The 21,816-nt window shown below is 59.2% G+C and carries 23 protein-coding genes and 2 pseudogenes; 21 read left to right on the top strand and 4 right to left on the bottom strand.

Going from position 1 to position 21,816, the window contains the following annotated elements:
• Positions 1 to 11 precede the first annotated feature (11 nt).
• Positions 12 to 950, top strand: coding sequence for a LysR family transcriptional regulator (locus G518_RS35050; protein WP_051236580.1), 939 nt, complete (start codon positions 12 to 14; stop codon positions 948 to 950).
• Between the two features lie 2 nt (positions 951 to 952).
• Here G518_RS35050 and G518_RS39300 read toward each other — a convergent pair.
• Both G518_RS39300 and G518_RS0113200 read right to left on the bottom strand, forming a co-directional pair.
• A pseudogene (locus tag G518_RS39300) lies at positions 953 to 1,126 on the bottom strand (transposase); the annotation flags it as partial.
• A 58-nt stretch (positions 1,127 to 1,184) separates the two neighbouring features.
• Complete coding sequence (locus tag G518_RS0113200; protein WP_028602948.1) at positions 1,185 to 1,730, bottom strand: hypothetical protein; 546 nt, start codon at positions 1,728 to 1,730, stop codon at positions 1,185 to 1,187.
• Positions 1,731 to 1,904: 174 nt separating this feature from the next.
• On the opposite strand from G518_RS0113200, the pseudogene G518_RS35055 reads away from it, so the two are divergent.
• Positions 1,905 to 2,855, top strand: a pseudogene (locus G518_RS35055) (IS5 family transposase).
• Here the strand turns inward: G518_RS35055 and G518_RS0113215 are convergent.
• Positions 2,782 to 3,759, bottom strand: coding sequence for a Bug family tripartite tricarboxylate transporter substrate binding protein (locus G518_RS0113215; protein ID WP_051236584.1), 978 nt, complete (start codon positions 3,757 to 3,759; stop codon positions 2,782 to 2,784). The pseudogene G518_RS35055 and the gene G518_RS0113215 sit on opposite strands and share 74 nt — an antisense overlap.
• Before the next feature lie 158 nt (positions 3,760 to 3,917).
• Here G518_RS0113215 and G518_RS0113220 point away from each other — a divergent pair, with 158 nt between their 5' ends.
• Entirely contained in the window at positions 3,918 to 4,583 is a 666-nt protein-coding gene (locus G518_RS0113220) for a cupin domain-containing protein (RefSeq protein ID WP_028602950.1), read from the top strand.
• 27 nt (positions 4,584 to 4,610) lie between these two features.
• Entirely contained in the window at positions 4,611 to 5,477 is an 867-nt protein-coding gene (locus G518_RS0113225; protein ID WP_084651776.1) for an IclR family transcriptional regulator, read from the top strand.
• A 114-nt stretch (positions 5,478 to 5,591) separates the two neighbouring features.
• Here G518_RS0113225 and G518_RS0113230 read toward each other — a convergent pair whose 3' ends face one another.
• Positions 5,592 to 6,458 carry a DUF4240 domain-containing protein gene (locus tag G518_RS0113230; RefSeq protein ID WP_028602952.1) on the bottom strand — a complete coding sequence of 289 codons (867 nt, stop codon included), beginning with the start codon at positions 6,456 to 6,458 and terminating at the stop codon, positions 5,592 to 5,594.
• 253 nt (positions 6,459 to 6,711) lie between these two features.
• Here G518_RS0113230 and G518_RS0113235 point away from each other — a divergent pair, with 253 nt between their 5' ends.
• From G518_RS0113235 to G518_RS0113315, 17 genes are all read left to right on the top strand, one after another.
• Complete coding sequence (locus tag G518_RS0113235; protein WP_245597966.1) at positions 6,712 to 7,869, top strand: amino acid ABC transporter substrate-binding protein; 1,158 nt, start codon at positions 6,712 to 6,714, stop codon at positions 7,867 to 7,869.
• Positions 7,870 to 7,919: 50 nt separating this feature from the next.
• Complete coding sequence (locus tag G518_RS0113240; protein ID WP_028602954.1) at positions 7,920 to 8,786, top strand: branched-chain amino acid ABC transporter permease; 867 nt, start codon at positions 7,920 to 7,922, stop codon at positions 8,784 to 8,786.
• Positions 8,783 to 9,727, top strand: coding sequence for a branched-chain amino acid ABC transporter permease (locus G518_RS0113245; RefSeq protein WP_036594514.1), 945 nt, complete (start codon positions 8,783 to 8,785; stop codon positions 9,725 to 9,727). Before G518_RS0113240 ends, G518_RS0113245 begins: the two co-directional genes overlap by 4 nt.
• Positions 9,724 to 10,476, top strand: coding sequence for an ABC transporter ATP-binding protein (locus G518_RS0113250; RefSeq protein ID WP_028602956.1), 753 nt, complete (start codon positions 9,724 to 9,726; stop codon positions 10,474 to 10,476). The genes G518_RS0113245 and G518_RS0113250 overlap by 4 nt, the downstream gene beginning before the upstream one ends.
• Entirely contained in the window at positions 10,473 to 11,201 is a 729-nt protein-coding gene (locus G518_RS0113255; RefSeq protein ID WP_028602957.1) for an ABC transporter ATP-binding protein, read from the top strand. Before G518_RS0113250 ends, G518_RS0113255 begins: the two co-directional genes overlap by 4 nt.
• The gene (locus G518_RS35060) at positions 11,198 to 11,845 is read left to right on the top strand and encodes a 2-hydroxychromene-2-carboxylate isomerase (RefSeq protein WP_036594517.1); all 648 of its coding nucleotides are present in this window, start codon (positions 11,198 to 11,200) and stop codon (positions 11,843 to 11,845) included. Before G518_RS0113255 ends, G518_RS35060 begins: the two co-directional genes overlap by 4 nt.
• Positions 11,846 to 12,115: 270 nt before the next feature.
• Positions 12,116 to 12,916 carry a class D beta-lactamase gene (gene blaOXA / locus G518_RS0113265; protein ID WP_156909380.1) on the top strand — a complete coding sequence of 267 codons (801 nt, stop codon included), beginning with the start codon at positions 12,116 to 12,118 and terminating at the stop codon, positions 12,914 to 12,916.
• A 96-nt stretch (positions 12,917 to 13,012) separates the two neighbouring features.
• Entirely contained in the window at positions 13,013 to 13,993 is a 981-nt protein-coding gene (locus G518_RS35065) for a LysR substrate-binding domain-containing protein (protein ID WP_036594612.1), read from the top strand.
• 223 nt (positions 13,994 to 14,216) lie between these two features.
• Positions 14,217 to 15,704 (top strand): 2-hydroxymuconic semialdehyde dehydrogenase, encoded by a 1,488-nt coding sequence (locus G518_RS0113275; protein WP_028602959.1) that lies wholly within the window; start codon positions 14,217 to 14,219, stop codon positions 15,702 to 15,704.
• Positions 15,701 to 16,096, top strand: a complete 396-nt coding sequence (locus G518_RS0113280; protein ID WP_028602960.1) for a RidA family protein — start codon at positions 15,701 to 15,703, stop codon at positions 16,094 to 16,096. The genes G518_RS0113275 and G518_RS0113280 overlap by 4 nt, the downstream gene beginning before the upstream one ends.
• 5 nt (positions 16,097 to 16,101) lie before the next feature.
• Positions 16,102 to 16,914, top strand: a complete 813-nt coding sequence (mhpD, locus tag G518_RS0113285) for a 2-keto-4-pentenoate hydratase (RefSeq protein ID WP_028602961.1) — start codon at positions 16,102 to 16,104, stop codon at positions 16,912 to 16,914.
• A gap of 17 nt (positions 16,915 to 16,931) precedes the next feature.
• Positions 16,932 to 17,897, top strand: coding sequence for an acetaldehyde dehydrogenase (acetylating) (locus tag G518_RS0113290; RefSeq protein ID WP_028602962.1), 966 nt, complete (start codon positions 16,932 to 16,934; stop codon positions 17,895 to 17,897).
• 9 nt (positions 17,898 to 17,906) lie between these two features.
• On the top strand, positions 17,907 to 18,953 hold the full coding sequence (gene dmpG / locus G518_RS0113295; RefSeq protein ID WP_028602963.1) for a 4-hydroxy-2-oxovalerate aldolase: 1,047 nt from the start codon (positions 17,907 to 17,909) through the stop codon (positions 18,951 to 18,953).
• Positions 18,950 to 19,726: a 2-keto-4-pentenoate hydratase gene (locus tag G518_RS0113300; RefSeq protein WP_028602964.1), complete on the top strand. Its 777-nt coding sequence runs from the start codon at positions 18,950 to 18,952 to the stop codon at positions 19,724 to 19,726. The genes dmpG and G518_RS0113300 overlap by 4 nt, the downstream gene beginning before the upstream one ends.
• Entirely contained in the window at positions 19,723 to 20,157 is a 435-nt protein-coding gene (locus G518_RS0113305; protein ID WP_028602965.1) for a RidA family protein, read from the top strand. The genes G518_RS0113300 and G518_RS0113305 overlap by 4 nt, the downstream gene beginning before the upstream one ends.
• Before the next feature lie 28 nt (positions 20,158 to 20,185).
• Positions 20,186 to 20,758, top strand: coding sequence for a 3-hydroxyanthranilate 3,4-dioxygenase (gene nbaC, locus G518_RS0113310; protein ID WP_028602966.1), 573 nt, complete (start codon positions 20,186 to 20,188; stop codon positions 20,756 to 20,758).
• A 9-nt stretch (positions 20,759 to 20,767) separates the two neighbouring features.
• Positions 20,768 to 21,769 (top strand): amidohydrolase family protein, encoded by a 1,002-nt coding sequence (locus tag G518_RS0113315; RefSeq protein ID WP_028602967.1) that lies wholly within the window; start codon positions 20,768 to 20,770, stop codon positions 21,767 to 21,769.
• The last annotated feature ends 47 nt before the right edge of the window (positions 21,770 to 21,816 follow it).

The raw sequence follows: 21,816 nt of genomic DNA on the forward strand, positions 1-21,816 counted from the left end.
AGTGATACGTTATGAATACCCCCTTTCACATGCCAGAACTTCGGGTTCTGCGGCAGTTTTCCGTGGTGGCCACTTCAACCAGCCTCCGGCAAGCCGCTGAGCGACTCAATATGTCTCAGCCGCCATTGAGCGTAGCGATGCGGAATTTGGAGGCCCACATCGGAGCTCGGCTCTTTGAGAGAACCGCGGCAGGCATCGTGCTCACCGACGCAGGCAAGGTCTTGGAGCGGGAAGCGACGGCATTGCTTTCTCATGCGAACCGCGCCATCGAGTTGACCCGGGCTACGGCGGCTGGTCTGGCAGGAGAGATCCGTGTCGCTTTCATTACCTCAGCAATGGTTAGTTTCCTGCCTGACGTACTCGCCACGTTCTCCGAGCGCTACCCCGAAGTGCGCCTGCGACTGGTGGAAGCGGTATCTGTGGAGGTGGCGGACCTTCTTTCAACCGGGAAAGCAGATATAGGTTTCTTGAGCCCACCCGTTAATTTTTCAACTCCGATGGATTGTCAAACCGTGCACGCGGATCGTCTCGTCGCGATTCTTCCTGCCAAGCATCCATTGGCTTCGCGCAAGAGCATTCCGTTGTCTGCACTTGCGCAGGAACGCTTTGTGTCGTTCTCGGCAGACCGGGTACCTGCGTTCTCGCAGCGAATCGTCGGCGCATGCCTGGAGGTTGGTTTTCAACCGCGCATCGTCCAGGAGGCTGCCCATATCTTTACGATTCAGTCCTTGGTGGCGGGGAACTTCGGGGTCGCACTGGTGCCAGGCTCGGCAGCAGGCAATCACCGAGGGCTTGCTCGTGTGCCAATCGCCGGGAAGTCACGCCTCTTGGACATAACCATCGACATCGCATACCTTGCATCGCACGCTTCAACCAGCAGTCTGAACTTTATTGAGCACTGCATCGCTCAAGCTGGTTCAGGCTTGGCCCGAGCTTTGTCATCGCGATGAACAAGAGCGGCGTCGGAGAAGACCCGTTGGCGACCTCTGTGACCACTGGCCGAGGCGTACCACCGCATGTCTTTGTCTAGCCAAATCGTCAGCGACCCTCGTGCCTTCAGTGCCGCGTTGTGCGCAGCCCAGTTGGCGGCCTTGTAGCGACCTCTGGCTCCCTTGGCTTCATTCATGCGCGCAGCCTATCAGGACCACGCCACGGCTTTGTGCAACAAAGCCAATCGCCCCGTCTCAAGGGCAGCTCTTGTTGTAAACGGCATACCTCCCGCCATAAGAGCAGATATACGAAATCATGTTTGCCACGGGAAGCTGCAGATCAGGGTGCACATTCGTACCCCTCTGCCTCAATGTCTCCATATAGTCCAGCATGGTCTCGCCCTTGGTGTTTTTGACATTGAGTATTTCAGTGAAGATCTCCGGCTGCTTTCTTTTTTTGTCGTAGTAGAGCCGGATACTGTTCAAAAACTCTGCCCGTGATTCAGGCTTCTCAATCACGTAGTGGACCATCGGGCTTTTCACCGCCCACGAGTAACCTGTTGGCTGACACTTCGAATGTAAAAAGTATTCTTCTGGCGTGTACGGCGACTTCTCGAACTTCTGAATCAAGCTGCCTATCAGGTTCTTGGGTGTCATCGTGAACACCATGCAGTAGTTCTCGAAGTAGTCCTCACGGGTGGCTTCTCTGTAGTCAGGCTCCAGTTTTGGCTGCGAGAACGCTAGGCTGGCATGCAGCAGGAAGATCATTGCAAGTGTGTTTTTGACTTTTACAGAGGTCATATGGATTGGTCTGGTTCAGAGGCGCACACGTGCCCTATACGGATTCATGGGCCAATCTGATTATCAACAGGCTCAACAAAAGCTTCAAGAATTTCTTGTCACGCCCAAGGACATCCTGCAAAACTCCCACGACTGTGTGCTCTGCGTCATTTTTCTCAGGCATGCTCCCTGTCCATGAAGCAATCGGGCCTTGATCTGGATTTAAGCAGGAAGAAGACGCGCAAGCGGTTGTTCCTGCAGGAGATGGAGCAGGTAGTGGCCTGGACGGCGCTAGAGGAGTTGATCGCGCCTTACTACGGCGAAGGTCGCACTGGCCGCCCTCCGTTTGCACTGCAGAGCATGCGGAGGCTGCACTTCATCCAGCAGTGGTTCAACTTGTCGGACCAAGCGATGGAAGAGGCGCTGTTCGATGTACCGCTGTACCGCCAGTTCGCTGGTCTTGATGGTCAAACTCGGCTGCCCGAAGAGAGCACGATTCCGCGGTTTCGCCACCGACTGGAGCGCTACAAACTGGCCGAGAAGATGCTGTCTGTAGTCAACGAAATGTTGCAAAGCAAGGGTTTGTTACTGCGCGAAGGCACAGCGGTAGACGCCACGCTGATCGCCGCGCCGAGTTCAACCAAGAACAAAGACGGCCAGCGAGACCCCGAGATGTGCCAGAGCAAGAAGGGCCAACAGTACTATTCCGGCATGAAGTGCCATATTGGCATGACTGCAGACTCAGGGCTAGTGCACACCGTCAGAGGCACCAGTGGCAACGTCAGTGATGTGGTGGGCCACTACACTGCTGCATAGCAAGGAGACGGATGCCTTTGGCGATGCGGGATACCAGGCAAAAGAGCAGACGCAAATGCTGGGCTGACTTGGCACATTGCTATGCGCCCGGGCAAGCTCCGAGCGCTAGACAAAGCAAACGCCAAGGATGTTTTGATCGACAATCTCGAGAAGATCAAAGCCACCATCCGCGCCAAGGTCGAACACTCATTTCGGGTTATCAAACGCCAGTTTGGACACCTCAAGACCCGCTACCGCTGGAAGCCCGCCCGCGAAATCATTCGCTGCGAAGGCGAGCCTCTTGAACCATCGTGGCGGCCAATGCATCTCCCGTGCGGAGAATGCGGTTGAACTCATCAGCCTCTCCTCCATAGACACTGCTGCCCAGGTCGCGCAACGTTGCACCCATCTTCTCGTCGGTCAAGGCTTGCTGTATGGCCTTGGTGAGCAGCGCGACCAAGGGCGCCGGTGTGCCTGCTGGCGCGAGCACTCCTACATAGGTGGTGCTGTCAAATTCCTTCAAACCTAGCTGGCGGATCGTGGGCACGCCTGGCAGCGCGGGGTCTGGCCTGGTTCCCATGACCGCCAAGGGCTGAAGCGCACCGGCCTTGATGTGCGGCATGGAGGTCGTCACCTGGTCGAAGACGACGTCCACCTGGCCACCAATCAAGTCGACGATGGCTGGCGCAGCACCTTTGTAGGCGATGGTGTTGAGCTTGAGCTTCGTGGCATCCTCGAATTGAAGGATGCCCAGGTGATTCGTTGTGCCTGGTCCGGCATGCCCCACGTTGAGCGCACCGGGCTTGGCTTTTGCATAGGCCACCACGTCTTCGTAGGTCTTGAACCGGGTATCTGCCTTGCGCGCGACCATGACCAGCGAAGTGCGGCTGGCCAGACTTAATGGCTGAAAGTTGCTGAGCTTGTAGCTCGTCTTGAACATGTGGGGCAGAGTGGTCACCTGCTCTGGGATGCCGACGAGCAGCGTATGTCCGTCAGGTGCAGATTTGGACACATGCGTGGCCCCGATGGCGCCGCCTGCGCCGGCCTTGTAGTCGACCAAAACGGTAGTGCCAAGGAGCTTGGCCAACGGGATCGACAGGCTGCGCGCCACCGTGTCGATATTCCCGCCCGGCGGGAAGCCCACGATCAACGTGACAGGCTTTTGCGAAAGCGTTTGCGCCCAAAGGGCTGAACTGCTGGCCAAGGTGGCGACAGCGGCTCCAAACCCCAGAACTTGTCTACGCGTGGTCTTCATCCGAATCTCCGTTCATTATTAAAATGTCTCGATGATCGATACATGAATAATCATCAATGATGCGAGTTTGACAGAATTTTGCTGATATCCATTAGGAAAAACCATTACTAGATCTATGTGTATCGATCAGCGATACTTTTACTTTCTAAGGAGTCTCCATGAGTCAATTGCTGATGAGGTTGGTTGAAGATCGCATTCCCGCCGGCCACGCGCCGATCTATCTGCCCAGAGCAAGCCGCGCGCTCTACATCGTCGAAGGCGGTATCACGGTGGAGTTTCCGGAGGGAGCACAGCACGTTCCATCCCAGACGGCGTGGCTTGGCGATAGTGAAGCCACGCTGCTCGCCGGTAGCGAAGCGGTCCGTACTTGGCGCTGGGAACTCCATGACCCCCAGCAGCCGCTGCCGGTTGAGCTCCGCTCAGCGCCAGGCACAACTTCCACCCTCAAGTTGGAGCAGGTTGTGGAGTTGGACTCGCGCACGGATTGGCTCATGCGTTGCGACCGCGTAGACTTCCCGCCTGGTGGCGTGGCGCTGACACACGTGCACCAGGGCCCGGGCATTCGGTGCGTGTTGTCGGGAGAGATCACGATCGATACCCTTGGGGCCGAACACACGCATCCCGTCGGCCAGGCCTGGTTCGAGCTGGGCCACGCGCCGGTGCTTGCTCCTACGACGCCGAGCTCGCCCACCACCTTCATCCGTTGCTTCTTGCTACCGCGCAGTTGTCGTGGCCGCAGCTCGATTCGCTATGTGTTGCCGGAAGACGCCGCCAAGGCCAAGACGCAGCAGTACCACGTGTTTGGGGAGCGCTTTATCCATTAGATAATTGCACACCCCTTGCTCAAAAATATGATGCCCCGCTCCCCCAAGTCCGTTACAGCTCAAAGCGAGGCCCGTGTCGAAGCGGTTCATCCTATGGCCGAAGATCTCGCAGGGGCTGATTCAGAAGCCAGCGCCTCGACCTCGTTGGTGTCTCTGGCTCTCATGGAGGCATTGGCGGACGCGGAAGAGGAAATGGGTGTGACACAACTGGCGGCGGTGCTAGGCATTCCCAAGGCTAGGGTGCATCGGCACCTGACCGCGCTGCGCAAAGACGGCTATGTCACGCAGTCTGAAAAAACCAGCCGCTACCGGATTGGCTGGCGACTGTTCCTATTGGGGCAAAAGCTAGTCAAGAGCTTCGACGTCGTCGCCATGGCCCGACCTGTGATGCAAGAGCTTCGTGATCTGGTCGGGCACACCATTGTCATCACGACATACAACGAAAAGCATGTTGTGGTGCTTGACCTGGTACGAGGGCGCACTCCACTGGAGATCTTCCTGAGGCCGGGTACGGAATACATGCTGCATGCCTCTGCGCAGGGCAAAGTCATTCTGGCCTTCGGCGATCAGCAGAACACCGCTCACGCGCTCGGCCGCCCATTGGAAGGCTGCACACCGCACACCATCTTGGATGCGGACACTTTGCGTGAAGAGTTCGAAGACATTCGCCAGAAGGGTTGGGCCGAAGCGCCCGAAGAGCTTTTCATGGGGGTCAATGCGTTGGCCGCGCCTCTTTTTCGCAACGGCAATCAATTGTTCGGCTCATTGGCGATTGTGGGCTCCATCCACTTTTTGCCCGCTCCGGCAAGGCCCGACATGGCTGCTCAATTAGTCTCCGCAGCGGCAAAGATTTCTCAGGCTTTCGGAGGATCGCCCTCTCCGGGGTTTTCTTGACATAGCCCGTGGAGGGGCGGCGCTGCGTGCGCGCGCTGGATGTGATGTTGATCAGATCCGACTAGGTACTTGAAAAGAGGCGGGCGCTCGAACTCTCAGGTTCGTCTTTGACCGCTACTCATCCCACGCCAGCGCCTGTGGGGATTCGAACATGGTCGGACTGAAGCGCTTGGGCAATTGGTGAAGAAGAGCCAAGATGGCTTCCCTCGAAAATTCTTGTCCGTAGGAAATGCGCTCCGCTTCGTTGGGGACTTCAGCCCAATATAGATTTTTGCTGGCGTCGTACAAGATCTGAAAGCTGTTTCCATCCTCATCAATGAAGCCAAGATAGTCGCCTAGATCCAGCAAGCACCAGAAATAGTCAGCCATAACTTCGGCAAGCGTGACGGGGACATGCGCATCAGGCTCCACGGTGCGTTCAAGGCCTGGATGTTGCTCGAAGTGAGCATAGACAGTGAAGGGGCTGAGCCAAGTAGCGGCGGCGCGGGAATGGTCTTCAGCGAGGCGCTGTGCCGTAGGTAGCTTGGTCACGAAGGGGTTTAAACCTTCTTCGAGTGTCCAAACTGGAAAATCATCTTCCGTAAGCCCCGTCGCCCTACTCCACGCTTTGCGCCCCACATACAGCAGGGCCTCGCACCAAGCCATCTCCGAATCCGCACCTTGTTGGTCGAATATTCCTGGCCAATGCCGTGACGCCTCGAACCAGGCTTGCCCACGTGCAATGGAGTGGCAGGCGGCATACAGCAGGGCGTCATCACCGAATGGCCCTTGTCTTGCGCGCGAGGCGTTGAGAAGCACTCCCAATCGGTCAGCTAATCGCAGCGCAAAGGCCATGATTTCGTCGGGAGGTAAACCGCTTAGCGCTATCTGCAATGGACGCAGACTTTCGGTGTCTTGCCCGGACAACAGGAGAGGGTGATCTATCTGCGTCACAAGTTCCCAAAACTGGGACTCTGACATGGGGGTGGGTAAGGCGTCCATTGGCCGAGTGTAGAGGAAGGTATTGGACGAATGGCGTTGATTGCCAGGGCGCTTTGAGCTGGAAGTCAGCACTACAAGCGCGTGCATCGAGCCACATGAACTTGGCATGGGGCTGACGGTGGAGATGGCATTTCAAAGCAAATAACCTTATGCGCATTTCCTATTTGTTCGATTGATTTCAAGGGGATAGATTCAAGATTGACTTAGGTAATCTATGAAAATCCAATTAAGAAAATCGCTCTTTGGCCTTTTGATGGCGGTCAGTGTCACAGCTAGCTTGGCGCAGGACAAGCTCACCATTGGGGCGCCTTTGCCCATTACCGGAGCGCTCGCACCCGAAGGTGCCAAACTCAAGCAGGGCTATGAGCTCTGGCAGGAAAAGGTCAATGCGGCTGGCGGTGTCAAGGTGGGCAATAGCCGGCTCAAGGTGGATATTCGTTATTACGATTACCAGTCACAAACCCCGCGCGCCATACAGCTGGCTGAAAAACTGATCACCGATGACAAGGTTGATTTTCTGTTTTCGCCATTCGGCTCGGGCGCCGCCAAGGCGGTGAGTGCGGTTTCTGAAAAATACGGCGTGCCGATGCTGGCGTCTTCCGCTTCTTCGGTGGAAGTGTTTGACCAAGGCTACAAAAACATCTTCGGCATTTATACGGACAACAGCACGTTCAGCGAGCCGATTGCTGAACTTGTGAAAACCAAGCTGCCGAACGCAAAGCGCGTCGCCATCCTGGCCCGCAACGATCTTTATCCGCTGTCGCTGGCCAACGAGTTCGAGAAAAGCGCACGCAAACGCGGCTTTGAAGTGGTGTACTTTGAAAAATACGCCATCGGCACGCTTGACCATGCCTCGGCCTTGACTCAGTTGCGTGCTGCCAAGCCGGATTGGGTGATCGTCACTGGCTACATCAACGACCTGATCACCATCCGCAAGCAGGCCTCGGATCTGAAGGTGGGCGGCGAAGTGTTCACACTGATCAATGGCCCGGCCTATCAGGAGTGGATCAAGGCGGTGGGCCCGCTGGCTGAAAACGTCACCACCGCGAGTTGGTTCCATCCGGTTGTGAAGTACCAGAGCGAGGACGTATTCGGCTCGTCCAGGAATTTTGTTGAATTGTTCAAGCAGAAGTACGGTTCCGAGCCTGACTTCACGCAGGCTTCTGGTGCTGCCGTCGGCGTCGTGCTGCAGACTGCTATCGAACGCGCGGGCTCGACCGATCATGGCAAGGTGCGTGCAGAGCTGCAAAAGGGTGGCTTCAAGACCTTCTTCGGCCCGATCACTTTCTCAAAGATCGGTATTGCTGATTCCTATGTGCCGCCGGTTCTGCAGATCCAGAACGGTAAGGTGGAAGTGGTGTTTCCTGCGGAAATCTCCACCGCGCCGTTTCGCACCGGACAGCGCCGCTGACAGGGCGCACCGGCAGCGCCATTGAGGCGCCGCCGGTACCGGAACCAGCTATGTTGTGGCTTCAGATATTGCTTAACGGCTTGGCCGTGGGCGGGCTCTATGCCTGCATCGCGGTGGGCTTCTCGGTGGTGTGGGGGGTGTTGAATGTGGTCAATATTCTGCACGGCTCTTTCATCATCCTCGGCGGTTACCTCGCCTTTTTTGCCAACCAGTATGCGGGGGTAAATCCCTTCCTGTTTGCGCCGGTGGCTGGCCTGGCGCTTTTCATATTGGGCGTTTCGATCCAATCGCTCGTGATCAACCACGTCATGGCGCGGCCGTTTCTGATCACCCTGTTGCTGACTTTCGGGTTGAATCTTTTCCTGGACAACTCGATGCTCTGGTTGTTCAGCGCGAACTACCGCAAGGTCATCCTTGACCCTAGCCCCGGGGTTTTCGAGTTGGGCTCGCTGGTGGTGCCGGCTGACCGTGTCTATGCCACGCTGGTCGGCCTGGTGCTGATTGGTGCATTGGCGGCGCTGATGCGGTTCACGCAGTTGGGCCGGGCCATTGTCGCTGTCCGTATGGATAGGGAGGCGGCAGCCCTGCTGGGCATCCCGGTACGGCGTACCTATGCCATCGCCTTTGGCCTGGGTGCCTTCATGGCTGGAAGCGCCGGGGCATTGCTAAGCGCTATTTTCCCGATTTCTCCGGTAGCGTCGGCAGACTACCTGGGGAAGGCCTTTGTCATTTGTGTGCTGGGTGGGCTGGGCAGTATTCCCGGCGCCGTGTTGGGCGGATTCGCGCTGGGCATCATCGAGAGTTTTGGTGCCTGGTTCCTGGGGCCGGAGCACGCCCTGACCCTTGCTTTCGCGGTGCTGGTTCTGTTGCTGGCGGTGCGGCCTTCCGGATTGCTGGGTCGCAGAGGTTTCGCATGAGGACGCAGCTGTGGCTTCCATTCGCAGGAGCGGCCCTGGCATTCGCGCTGCTGAGCCAGACCGATGCCTACCTGCTCCGGTTGGCCACCACCTTCGGCATGTACGTCACGCTGGCCTTCTCGTGGAATGTGATCGGAGGTTTTGCGGGCTATCCCTCCTTCGCTACCGCAGCGTTCTTTGGCCTGGGTGCCTATGTCACGGCAGTAGCGCAGAGTCAGGGCCTCTCGTTGGCTTGGGCAGTGGTGTTGGCTGGTCTGGTGGCATCAGCTTTCTCCAGCCTGCTGGGCTTGGCCATCTTGCATTTGCGCGGGAGGTACTTCGCTATCGCGAGCCTGGTGATAGCCGAGGTGTTGCGTCAGCTCACCAATTCCTGGACCGCTGTCACGGGCGGCGGCATGGGCATCAACCTGCCACTGGTTGGTGGCAGCACATTCGGGCAGGCGCAGATCTACTTGGCAGCCATGCTACTGATCGCCGCGACCACCATCGCTGTCACGCTATGGCTTCACCAATCGCGCCTGGGCATGGCCTTGCGCTGCATTGCACAGAATGAGGATGCTGCGCAGATCCTGGGAGTCGATACCCGGCGGGCCAAGACCGCGGCATTTGTACTCTCCAGCGTATTCGTGGGTTGCGCCGGTGGGGTCTATGCCTCGTGGGTGACCTACATCGATCCCACCGACGTGTTCGATGGCGCACTGTCTGTCAAGCCGATCCTGATGGTGTTGCTCGGTGGCGTGGGCACGCTCTGGGGCCCGTTGTTTGGAACGCTGGCCTACTTGGGTCTTGAGGAGCTGCTTTGGCGCAACATCCTCGAATTCCACGCGGGTGTACTCGGCCTCATGGTGGTGCTGTTGGTGTTGTTTCTGCCGCAGGGGCTTGGCCAAGTTCGCGGTGTCAGTTGGCCGCGCCTGCTGCGATGGGCGAGGCGGGCGCCATGACAGCGCTGTTGGAGGTCCGCGGTGTCAGCAAGCGTTTCAGGGGGCTGCTGGCGCTTGATGATGTGAGCCTGAGTCTGAAGGCGGGCGAGATCATCGGGGTGATTGGGCCTAACGGCGCGGGCAAGACCACGCTGGTCAACGTGATGACTGGCGTGCATCGCGCCGACGCCGGTGCGGTGCTGTTCGGCGACCGTGAAATCACCCGCCAGCGGCCCGACCAGATTGCCCGGCTGGGCATCGCCAGGACTTTTCAGGTGGTTCAGCCCTTTCCGGCCATGACGGTGCTGGAAAACGTCACTGCCGCAGCACTGTTCGCGGGTGGTGCGGGAACCATTGCACGGGCGCGCGAAGCGGCCGCGGAACAACTCGAATTCTGCGGCCTCGCCAGCCAGTCGCACAAGCCGGCGGCGACGTTGACACTTGCCGGCCGCAAGCGGCTGGAACTGGCCAAGAGCCTGGCGCTGCGGCCTAAAGTGCTGCTGCTCGACGAGGTCAATGCCGGGCTGAACCCAGCGGAGATCGACCATGCACTGGAGCTGATCGCCGCCATCGCTGCTCGCGGCATTACCGTGTTGCTGATTGAGCACCTGATGAAGGTGGTCACCCGTACAGCGCAGCGCTTGGTGGTGTTGCACCACGGCCGCTTGCTGGCTGACGGCCCGGTGGCAGAAGTGCTGGCCGACGAGGCGGTGGTCGAAGCCTACTTGGGCCGCCGTTACGCACAGCGACTGGCGGAGCAAGCACAATGAAATCGACTCTTCTCGAAGTTCGCGGACTGCAGGCTGGCTACGGAGACGTGCAAGTGGTGTGGGGCGCAGACTTGCGCTTGCACACGGGCACCACCACCGCGCTGATCGGCTCGAACGGCGCCGGCAAGAGCACTCTTCTGCGCACCCTTTCAGGTCTGATCACTCCGCTATCGGGCAGCATCCTCATGGACGGCCACGAACTTGCGGGTGCGGCGCCACCGGACTTCGTGGCGCACCGCATTGCCCACGTACCCGAAGGCCGGCGCCTGTTCGCCGGGCTCACGGTGCACGACAACCTGATGCTTGGTGCTTACTGCCGCCGGGACGGGCGTGGCGCCGTTCAGGCCGACCTTGAGCGCATGTACGCACTGTTCCCGCGCTTGGCGCAACGGCGCCGGCAGGACGCCACCACCATGTCTGGCGGTGAGCAGCAGATGTGCGCTATTGCCCGTGGTTTGATGGCTGCGCCCCGGCTGCTCATGATCGACGAGCTGTCGCTAGGCCTCGCACCCGCTGTCGTCGACCAGCTCATCGAAACGCTCGCGCAGGTGCGTTCTGACGGCACCTGCCTGCTGGTGGTGGAGCAAGACGTAGGCATTGCGCTGGAGATGGCCGATGAGGTCTACATCGTCGACCAGGGCCGAACCGTCAGCCACGGCAGCGCCGCCACCATCGCATCGGATCCGGCCATTCTTGAGGCCTACATCGGCACAGTTACACCATGAACACCACCGCTCCCCGTATCGACTACTACTTCAGCTTCATCTCGCTCTGGTCTTATGTGGGGAGCCTGGTGTTTCAGGACCTGGTAAAGCGCCGTGGCGTTCAGGTCGAATACAAACCGATCAATCTGCTGCAGGTGTTCGCGGCGGGCGGTGGCAAGCCAGTGCGTGAGCGCCCGCTCCAGCGCCAGGCTTACCGCCTGGTGGAGATGCAGCGCTGGGCTCAGATCCGTGGCATTGAACTGGTGCTGCACCCCCGCCACTATCCTGCCGACCCATCCCTGGGTCACCGGATGCTGCTGGCCGCGCTGGATGAGGGGCGCGACGTGGCGAGTTTCGTGCACCTGTGTTTGAAAGCCGTTTGGGCCGATGAGTTGGACATCGCAGATCCAACCACGCTGGTGCAGTTGGCGGCGGCTAGCGGGCTTGACGGCCCAGCCCTGCTGCGCCGCGCCACGGGCGATGGTGGTGCAGCTTTGTCTGAGCGCGAAGCTGCACTCACCCGCGAAGCGGTGGATCGCCAGCTCTTCGGCGCACCGTTTTATTTCTACCGTGATGAGCCCTTCTGGGGCCAGGACCGCCTGGAGATGCTTGATGCGGTGCTGGGCAACGGCCGGGCGGCCATTTCGCCACCCCGGTTGGGTTAGGGCGTGAACACGCTCTAGTCAGCAACGACCTGACACTAAGCGGTGCTTTCAGCTGGGAGGGCAGCGCTCGCCGCCATCCCTGCTTTCTATGCATTGCGCAAGTCGGATGGGGAAGCGATGTTGCTTGAGCACTTCGACAGTGTGTACGCAGACGATGTGCGTCGCATCGGTGGAGCTCTTCCGTTCATATAGAAAATACCGGGTCTGAAATTGCCTCGACCGGGTTGCAGAGCGAAAGAAGGCGCCTCCAGCTCTCTTTAAACTATCGATATGAATCGAAGAAATTTAGTGGTGTCGGCCATTGCCGCCGGCTTTTTACCAGCGGCGGTGGTTGCCCAGCAGCGCCAGGAGAAGGCTGAGTGGTCTCGTTTTTTTGCTGAGGCCGGTGCCGTAGGCAGCGTCGTCGTACTCGACGCCCGGGGTAAGTCCGAAACTACCCACGTCTATAACGTGTTGCGGGCTGAGAAGCGTTATTCGCCCGCCTCTACTTTCAAGATCCCTCACAGCCTTTTTGCGCTGGATGCCGGGCTGCTGCGCGATGAATTCCAGGTTATCCCCTGGGACGGGGTGAAACGCTCTTCGGCGCCTTGGAACGCAGACCAGAACCTGCGTTCCGCGATGAGAAATTCCACCGTCTGGGTGTATGAGCGTTTCGCGAAAGAACTCGGCGATGCAAGCGAGACCGCCTACATGCAAAAGGTGGGGTATGGCAATGCGGTTGTTACAGGTGAAAAGCCATTTTGGGTTGAAGGCGATCTCGCCATTTCATCGTTCGAGCAGATTGCGTTTTTGCAGCGGCTCTACCGCAATCAACTACCCTTTCAAGTTGAGCACCAGCGGATCGTGAAGGACGTGATGATCAGTGAAGCGGGCGCTGACTGGATATTGCGCGCCAAAACGGGGTGGACGGGGAAAATTGGCTGGTGGGTAGGCTGGGTGGAGTGGCCCGATGGCCCTGTCTTCTTCGCTTTGAACATAGACACCCCTAACCGGCTTGGTGATCTGGCGAAGCGTCAGAGCATTACGCGCGGTGTTCTGCGTTCCATCAACGCACTACCCACGACGCCCTAGATTTTTGGTCCCTGCGCGCGAAGAGGAAAATCAAGGGCCCTTCTCAGACCACCGGCACGGATTCGCCCATCCTTTGCGATGCGCTATCGTTGCTCCATGGAACACTCCAAGCTCTCCCTGGCGCGCCGACTCAAGCTGCAGCAACTGGCCATCTTCGAAAAGGTGGTGGAGACCGGGTCCATCCTTGCCGCTTCGCGTGAGCTGCACATGACCCAGCCTGCAGTGAGCAAATCGATCCACGAACTGGAAAGTCAGTTCGGGCAGTTGGTTTTCACCAGGGGAAAGCGGGGCGTGAAGCTCACGGAGTTTGGGGTGATGCTGCAGCGCCATGCGCAGTCGCTGCTGGCCGATTTGCGTTTCCTGGCAGATGACGTGAATGCGTGGAGCAACGGCGTTTCTGGGCAGGTGGTGGTGGGTGTGCTGCTTTCAGCATCGGCCCGATTGCTGCCCCGCGCAGTGGTGCTCCTGCACGAAACAGCACCCAACGTGGTGGTGACTGTGCGTGTGGGCTCCAACGATGTGCTCTTTCCAGAGCTCGCGCGTGGCGTGGTGGATGTGGTGGTGGGGCTTTTACCGGGTGATAGTGCGGAACCTCCGCTGGCCAATCTGACCCACGTTCCCTTGTATGACGAGACACTGTGCGCGGTGGTCGCACGCCACCACCCCCTGGCCAGCAGCACCACTATCGACGCCCATCAGCTCGAAGGTCTGGGTTGGATTGTTCCCACCCCGGAATCTGCTGCCTGGCGTTCAGCGCAGTCGTTCTTCGAGTCTGCTGGGCTCACGGTTCCCAAGCGCCTGGTGGAGTCGGTGTCCGTTCTGACCAACTTGGGTCTTTTGCTGGAATCGTCCATGGTGGCGCTCATGCCGCATGCAGTGGCAGAGCAATTCGTGCGTTCCGGCCTCATCAGCATCCTGCCGCTGCAATTGGTCAGCAGTTTCGGCAAGGTGGGCTACACCTTATACGCTGCACGCACGCCCACGGCCGCCACGCAACGGCTGCTGCAGACGCTGCACGAAGTGGGTGAAAGCGTGCGGTTGCAGCTGATTGAAAACAGCCCGAGCACGGTCAGCTGAGATTGTTTGGTTGTACTTGTTGCGGTTGCTGCGGTGCAGCAAATTTCGTTGCCATCCGCCGATAGGAGTGCGAGCAGAGGTGCAAGCCTAGGAAACTATTCCTGCTAGTTATACATACAGCCGGCTCTTTCATTATCCAAGCCGGTGTTTTCTCCCTAAAGTCCAGTCGCAGAAGACGCTTTGATGCGTTCACCCTATCGATGGACTTTTCGGGAGCCCCACCTTGCCGCACCTTGTTCCTTGGCCTGCCTCTCTATCGCCCACGCGCAACTACGTGGACGGCGCTTTCGCCACGACGGCTAAAACCTTCCCTAATATCTGCCCGATCAACGGCGTCAAGCTGGCCGATGTTCACGAGGCAGATGCTGGCTTGGTGGACCGCGCAGTTCAGGCGGCACGCAAAGCTCTAAACGGTCCTTGGGGCAGCATGTCTCCGGCAGAGCGAGCTGCTGTGCTGCATAAAGTGGCCGATGGCATTGAGCGCCGCTTTGAGGATTTCGTGGCAGCAGAGGTGGCCGACACCGGGCGCCCTGTAGCGCAGGCCCGCACTCTGGACGTTTATCGGGGTGTTGCCAATTTCCGGACCTTCGCGGATCTCGTTCGGCTGGCGGGCGGAGAAACCTTCGACATGCGCACCGCCGATGGCCAGGACATCATGAACTACACCGTGCGCAAGCCGCACGGGGTGGTCGGCATCATCTCGCCGTGGAATCTTCCGCTGCTGCTGCTCACGTGGAAGGTGGCGCCAGCGCTGGCATGCGGCAATACGGTGGTGGTCAAGCCTTCGGAAGAGACGCCTTCATCTGCTACCTTGCTGGCAGAAGTAATGCACGAAGCTGGCGTTCCGCCTGGTGTGTTCAATCTGCTGCATGGCTTTGGCCCGGATTCGGCTGGCGAATTCCTGACGCGTCACCCTGAGCTGGATGCCATCACTTTCACGGGTGAATCCCGCACGGGCAGCACCATCATGAAGGCTGCGGCGGAGGGCGTGCGTGAGGTGTCTTTCGAGCTGGGTGGCAAGAACGCCGCCGTGGTGTTCGCGGATGCGGATTTTGATGAAGCCGTCGCAGGCGTGATCCGCTCATCGTTCACCAACTCAGGCCAGGTTTGTCTCTGCTCTGAGCGTGTCTACGTGGAGCGCCCGATTTTTGACCGCTTCGTCGCTGCCCTGAAGGAAAAGACTGAGGCGCTGAAGATCGGCTTTCCGGATGAGAGTGGGGTGAACATGGGCTCGCTCATCTCCCATGGACACCGCGACAAGGTGCTGTCGTATTTCAAGCTCGCGGTCGAGGAAGGTGCCACGGTGGTGACTGGCGGCGGCGTCCCTCAGTTTGGCGACGAACGCGACAACGGCGCTTTCGTGCAGCCCACCATCTGGACGGGCTTGCCGGACACGGCTCGTTGCGTGCGTGAGGAGGTCTTTGGCCCGGTGTGCCACATTGCCCCGTTCGACACAGAAGAGGAAGTGATTGCTCGTGTCAACGACAGCCCCTATGGCTTGGCTGCCTGCGTCTGGACCACTAATCTGAAGCGTGCCCACAACGTTTCACGCCAGTTCCGCGTTGGGATCGCCTGGGTGAACACCTGGTTCCTGCGCGATCTGCGCACTCCGTTTGGGGGAGCCAAGCTGTCGGGCCTGGGCCGCGAAGGCGGGCGGCATTCGCTGGACTTCTACTCAGAAATTAGCAATATTTGCATCCGCCTTTCATGAAACGCTTCAGCTCATCGGCCATCCCGGCGCCCAAGTTCCATTACACCCCTTGCGTGCAAGCGGGTGCGCATTACAGCGTATCTGGCATGGTGGGGCTGGACCCTGCCACGGGGCAGCTGGTGGCTGGAGGGACTGCAGCGCAAACACAGCGCATCTTCGACAACTTGCTGCTCGCGCTGCCTGACTACGGCCTGAGCCTGCAAGACATGGTGCTTGCCAGAATCTACACCACTGATTTCGCCGCGTTCCCGGAGATCAACGCTATCTGGGAAGCCATACTGGCAGGGGTTCCAGCGCCTGCTCGCACTTCCCTGGGGGTCCAGGCCTTGCCGCTGGGTGCCGCCGTAGAGATTGAGTTCTCGTTCTATAAAACCCCGTCCGCCAAAGCATAAGAGACATGACACTAAGCATCCAACAGATTGCCGACGCCCTGTGGCAGGCCGAGCAGACCGGCACACCCGTGGCCCCTCTGCGCGAGGCAATAGCCGCCGCAGCGTCCGGTAGTACGGCCGCCGACGCGCTGGCAGCCGCCTATGCAGTGCAGACCACCAACACTCAGCGCCGCCTGGCCGCAGGTGAGCGTCTGGTGGGGCGAAAAATTGGTCTGACCTCTCTGGCTGTGCAAAAGCAGCTTGGCGTGGACTCTCCCGATTTCGGTGCACTCTTTGCCAGCATGGCGGTAGGCCATGGCGAGGAAATCGCTTCCCATCGGCTCATGCAACCCAAGGTGGAGGCCGAGATCGCGCTGGTACTGGAGCGTGATCTGCCTCATACACGCCATACCGTGGCTGACATCATCTCGGCCACGGCGTATGCCCTGCCTGCCATTGAGGTTGTGGGCAGCCGCATCGCCAACTGGGACATCCGTCTGACCGACACGGTGGCTGACAACGCGTCGTCGGGCTTGTTTGTTCTGGGTTCCCGGCCTGTGAAGCTGTCCGATTTCGATCTGATCCGCTGCGGTATGTCCATGGAGCGGCGCGGGGATCCGGTGTCCACCGGCATCGGCGCTGCCTGCCTTGGGAATCCGCTCAACGCTGCAGTCTGGTTGGCCAACACGATGGCCGCACTGGGTGCGCCATTGCGCGCGGGCGACGTGGTCATGACCGGCGCCCTTGGGCCCATGGTGGTGGCCCAGCCCGGGGATGTTTTCAGCGCACACATCGAAGGCCTGGGCTCGGTGGACGCCATGTTCAGCCCCGCCGTCTGAGGCTAGCAAAGCGAGTTATCAACGTGAATACATCTGACAAAAAAATCCCTGTTGCCATCATTGGCTCGGGCAACATCGGCACCGATCTGATGATCAAGGTGCTGCGCAACGCGCGGCACCTGAGCATGGGGGCCATGGTGGGCATTGATGCCCAATCCGAAGGCCTGGCACGCGCCGCTCGAATGGGCGTACCTGCTGTCTCCGATGGCATACAAGGCTTGCTGGCGCTGCCAGGGTTTTCTGAGATCCGTATCGCATTCGATGCCACCAGCGCGGGCGCCCACTCACGGCATAACGCCCTGCTTCAGCCGCACGGAATCAAGGTCATCGACCTGACGCCGGCTGCCATCGGTCCTTATGTGGTGCCTGTGGTGAACCTTGAAGACCATCTGGATGCACCGAACATCAACATGGTGACGTGCGGTGGCCAGGCCACTATTCCCATGGTGCGCGCGGTTTCCCGGGTAGCGAAGGTGCATTACGCCGAAATCGTGGCCTCGATCGCCAGCAAATCAGCTGGCCCAGGCACCCGTGCCAACATCGACGAGTTCACTGAGACCACCTCCAAAGCCATCGTGGACGTGGGCGGCGCCCAAAGCGGAAAGGCCATCATCGTGCTCAATCCCGCTGAGCCTCCTTTGATCATGCGCGACACCGTGTACTGCTTTGCGGATGTGAACGCTGATCAGGAGGCGATTGCCGATTCAGTGCAGCGCATGGCGCAGGATGTCGCGGCTTATGTGCCGGGCTATCGCTTGAAGCAAGAGGTGCAGTTCGAGCGCTTTGACGCACGCAACCCTCTTAACGTCCCTGGCTTAGGCCTGTTGCCGGGCTTGAAGGTCAGCATCTTTCTGGAAGTGGAAGGCGCAGCGCACTACCTTCCCGCGTATGCCGGCAACCTGGACATCATGACCAGCGCCGCACTGGCCGCAGCGGAGCAGCAAGCTGTCCGCATGCTCGCCGCCCTGAATGCCACGGTCTGAGGATTCCCTATGTTTGACAAAAGCAAGAAGATTTACGTTTCAGACGTGACGCTGCGCGATGGCATGCACGCCATCCGTCACCAGTATTCCTTGCAGAACGCGGTGGACATTGCCCGCGCGCTGGACGAGGCGAAGGTCGACAGCATCGAGGTGGCCCATGGCGATGGTCTGCGAGGATCCAGTTTCAACTATGGTTTTGGAGCCCACACAGACCTCGAGTGGATTGAGGCCGTGGCCGGTGTGCTCAAGCATGCACAAGTAGCCACTTTGCTGCTGCCCGGTATTGGCACCATTCATGACTTGCACGCCGCGTATGATGCGGGCGCTCGCATCGTACGTGTCGCGACCCATTGCACTGAAGCCGACATCTCGCGGCAGCACATCGAGTACGCCCGCAAGCTCGGCATGAACGCCACGGGTTTTCTCATGATGAGCCACATGAACACGCCACAGGGCTTGGCTGAACAGGCCAAGCTGATGGAAAGCTACGGCGCCCAGTGCGTGTACGTGGTGGACTCCGGTGGGGCGATGAATATGTATGAGATCGCCGACCGCTTCAAGGCCTTCAAGGATGTGCTGAAGTCCACGACCGAGACCGGCATGCATGCCCACCATAACCTGAGTCTGGGCGTTGCCAACAGTCTGGTGGCACTGGAGCACGGCTGCGATCGCATTGATGCCAGTCTCACTGGCATGGGCGCAGGCGCAGGCAACGCTCCGCTGGAGGTTTTCATAGCCGCTGTGGATCGCATGGGGCTGAACCACGGTTGCGATGTGAAAAAGCTGATCGACGCAGCCGAAGACATTGTGCGTCCCCTGCAAGAACGTCCTGTGCGGGTAGACCGTGAAACGCTGGCACTGGGGTATGCGGGGGTGTACTCCAGCTTCCTGAGACACAGTGAAGCGGCTGCAGAGAAGTACGGCATTCCGGCCTTCGACATTCTTTGCGAACTGGGGCGCCGCCGTATGGTGGGCGGACAGGAAGACATGATCGTGGATGTGGCGCTGGACATGCTCAAGGCACGCAAGCAAGGAACAGAAGGAACTGCAGCATGAGCGGGAACATCATCACCAACGCCGCCGCATTGCTGGACGATGCGGCCTTCAACGCTCAGGCTGTGGATCAGTTTGCCCCGGGCAGTTTTGACCTTGCCGACGCCTACCGCATTCAACGGGCATCGATTCAGCGGCGTGTGGCACGTGGCGATGGCATCAGAGGCATCAAGCTGGGGTTTACCAGCCGCGCCAAGATGATCCAGATGGGCGTAGACAGCCTGATCTGGGGATGGCTGACGGAGACCATGATCGAGGAAGAAGGCGGCTTCGTCGACCTAGCTCGCTACATCCACCCCAGGGTGGAGCCAGAGGTGTGCTTTCTCACTCGCCGCACCATAGACCGACCTATCACGGCGCTGGAGGCTGCTGATTACGTGGAGGCTGTAGCCCCCGCGCTGGAAATCATTGACTCGCGCTACCGCAACTTCAAGTTCACCCTGGAAGACGTGGTGGCCGACAACTGCTCCTCCGCAGGCTTGGTGGTTGGTCCCTGGTCACGCCGGTTTGACGGCTTGGGCAATGCGGGCGTGGGCGTCACGGTCAATGGGCGTCTGGTGTTGTCAGGCTCTACCGCTGCCATCTTGGGCCACCCACTGCGCACGCTGGTGCAAGCATCAAGATTGCTGAGTGCATGCGAGCGCACTCTGCCGGCAGGCTCGCTGGTCATGGCCGGTGCTGCCACCGCGGCGCATGCGCTGACGCCCGGTTCCCATATTCGCTGCGATATCAATGGCCTGGACAGGGTCGAATTCTTTACCGGAGCTGCATCATGAATCAAGCTACCCATGGCCAGGTCGTTCCAGGCAAAGCAAAACCGCGCGGACGATTCCCGCACTACAAACGCGCGGGCGACTTCATCTTCGTCTCAGGTACCAGCTCCCGCCTGCCTGACAACAGTTTCGCGGGGGTGCAGGTGGACGAAATGGGCACCACCGCGCTAGACATCCGTGTGCAGACCCGCGCCGTCATCCAGAACATTGGCGACATCCTGACCAGCGCCGGCGCCAGCCTTTCCGACTTGGTGGAAATTAGCGCCTACCTGGTGAACATGAACGATTTTGGCGGCTACAACGCAGTCTATGCCGAGTTTTTCGACGAGAGCGGACCTACCCGTACGACGGTGGCGGTGCACCAGTTGCCCCACCCGCACCTGCTGATCGAAATCAAGGCTGTGGCTTACAAGCCCTTGTCAGCCGCCATCTGAACCCTCCCTTCCCGCACGAGGAAATTCCATGACGTACAAGTACGGCCGCTCTCTCAACTTCCAGCGCTGGCTGGACGACAACGCCCATTTGCTCAAGCCTCCGGTCAACAACAAGCAAATCTGGAAAGACAGCGACTTCATGGTCACCGTGGTGGGTGGCCCCAACCAGAGGACCGACTTTCACGACGATCCGGTTGAGGAGTATTTCCATCAATTCAAAGGCAACGCCTACCTGCTCATCTGGGATCGCGGGCAGTATGACAAGATTGAGCTCAAGGAAGGCGATATCTTCCTGATGGCACCTCACACCCTCCACTCGCCTCAGCGTCCCGAACCAGGCAGCCTGTGCCTGGTGATTGAACGTCAACGCCCCAAGGGAGAATTTGACGCATTGCAGTGGAGCTGCGCGAGTTGCGGAACGGTGGTCAAGCGCTACGAAATGCAGCTGAACAGCATCGTGACAGATCTGCCACCCGTCTACGACGCCTTCTACGCCACCAGCGACGCTGAGCGTATCTGCCCCCAGTGCGGCGAGCAGCATACCGGGCGTGACTTCAAGACCTGGCACCAGAGTCTTCATGCGGCGAACCCCACACTTTAAGGCGAGAAGATGCCCGAGAAAATAGATATTCATGCCCACCACTTCCCACAACTCACGCAGGCTGAAGCGGCCATATTGAATGCGGAAACAGGTCCGTGGCTGCGCATAGACCCTGATGGTGAGCGCGGCCAGATCATGGCCGGTGACAAGGCGTTCCGCCCCGTGAACCGAGTGCTGTGGGATGCACATGCCCGCCTGGCTGAGATGGACGAGCAAGGCGTGGATATTCAGATCAGCTGCGCCACGCCCATCATGTTTGGCTACAGCGCGCCGCCTAAAGTGGCGGCGGACTGGGCACAACGCATGAACGACCATGCCTTGCAGTTTGCCAGCGCCAATCCCGCACGCCTCAAGGTGTTGGCCCAGGTGCCTTTACAAGATCTTGATCTGGCATGTGCTGAAGCCAGCCGCGCCAAGGCCAGTGGCCACGTGGGCGTGCAGATTGGCAACCACCTGGGCGATCGCGATATGGATGATCCCCATCTCGTCAATTTCCTGGTGCACTGCGCGAACAATGACATCGCCGTTCTGGCGCACCCATGGGACATGATGGGCGGCGAGCGCATGAAGAAGTGGATGCTTCCTTGGCTGGTTGCCATGCCGGCGGAAACACAGCTCGGTATCTTGTCCTTGATCTTGTCTGGCGCGTTTGAGCGTATTCCTCGCTCGTTGAAGCTGTGCTTTGCCCATGGTGGGGGTGCCTTTGCCTTTGTCCTGGGCCGGGTGGATAACGCCTGGAAGCATCGTGACATCGTGCGCCAGGATTGCCCCAATATTCCATCGTCCTATGTGGACCGGTTCAGCGTGGACAGCGCGGTGTTTGAACCGCGCGCTCTGCGCTTGCTGACAGACGTGATGGGCACGGAACGCGTGATGATGGGGTCAGACTATCCGTTTCCGCTCGGCGAACAGCAGATCGGCCAGCTCGTCGCCGACGCAGAGTTTCTTTCAGTTTCACAGCGTGAAGATATCCTGGCAGGCAACGCACGCCGGTTCTTCGGCCTGAGCTGACATTCTGAATTGATATTCCGCTATCGAGAAAATCTTAAGCAAGGAAG

It is taken from the genome of Ottowia thiooxydans DSM 14619 (genome assembly GCF_000422885.1).
Lineage (GTDB): Bacteria > Pseudomonadota > Gammaproteobacteria > Burkholderiales > Burkholderiaceae_C > Ottowia > Ottowia thiooxydans.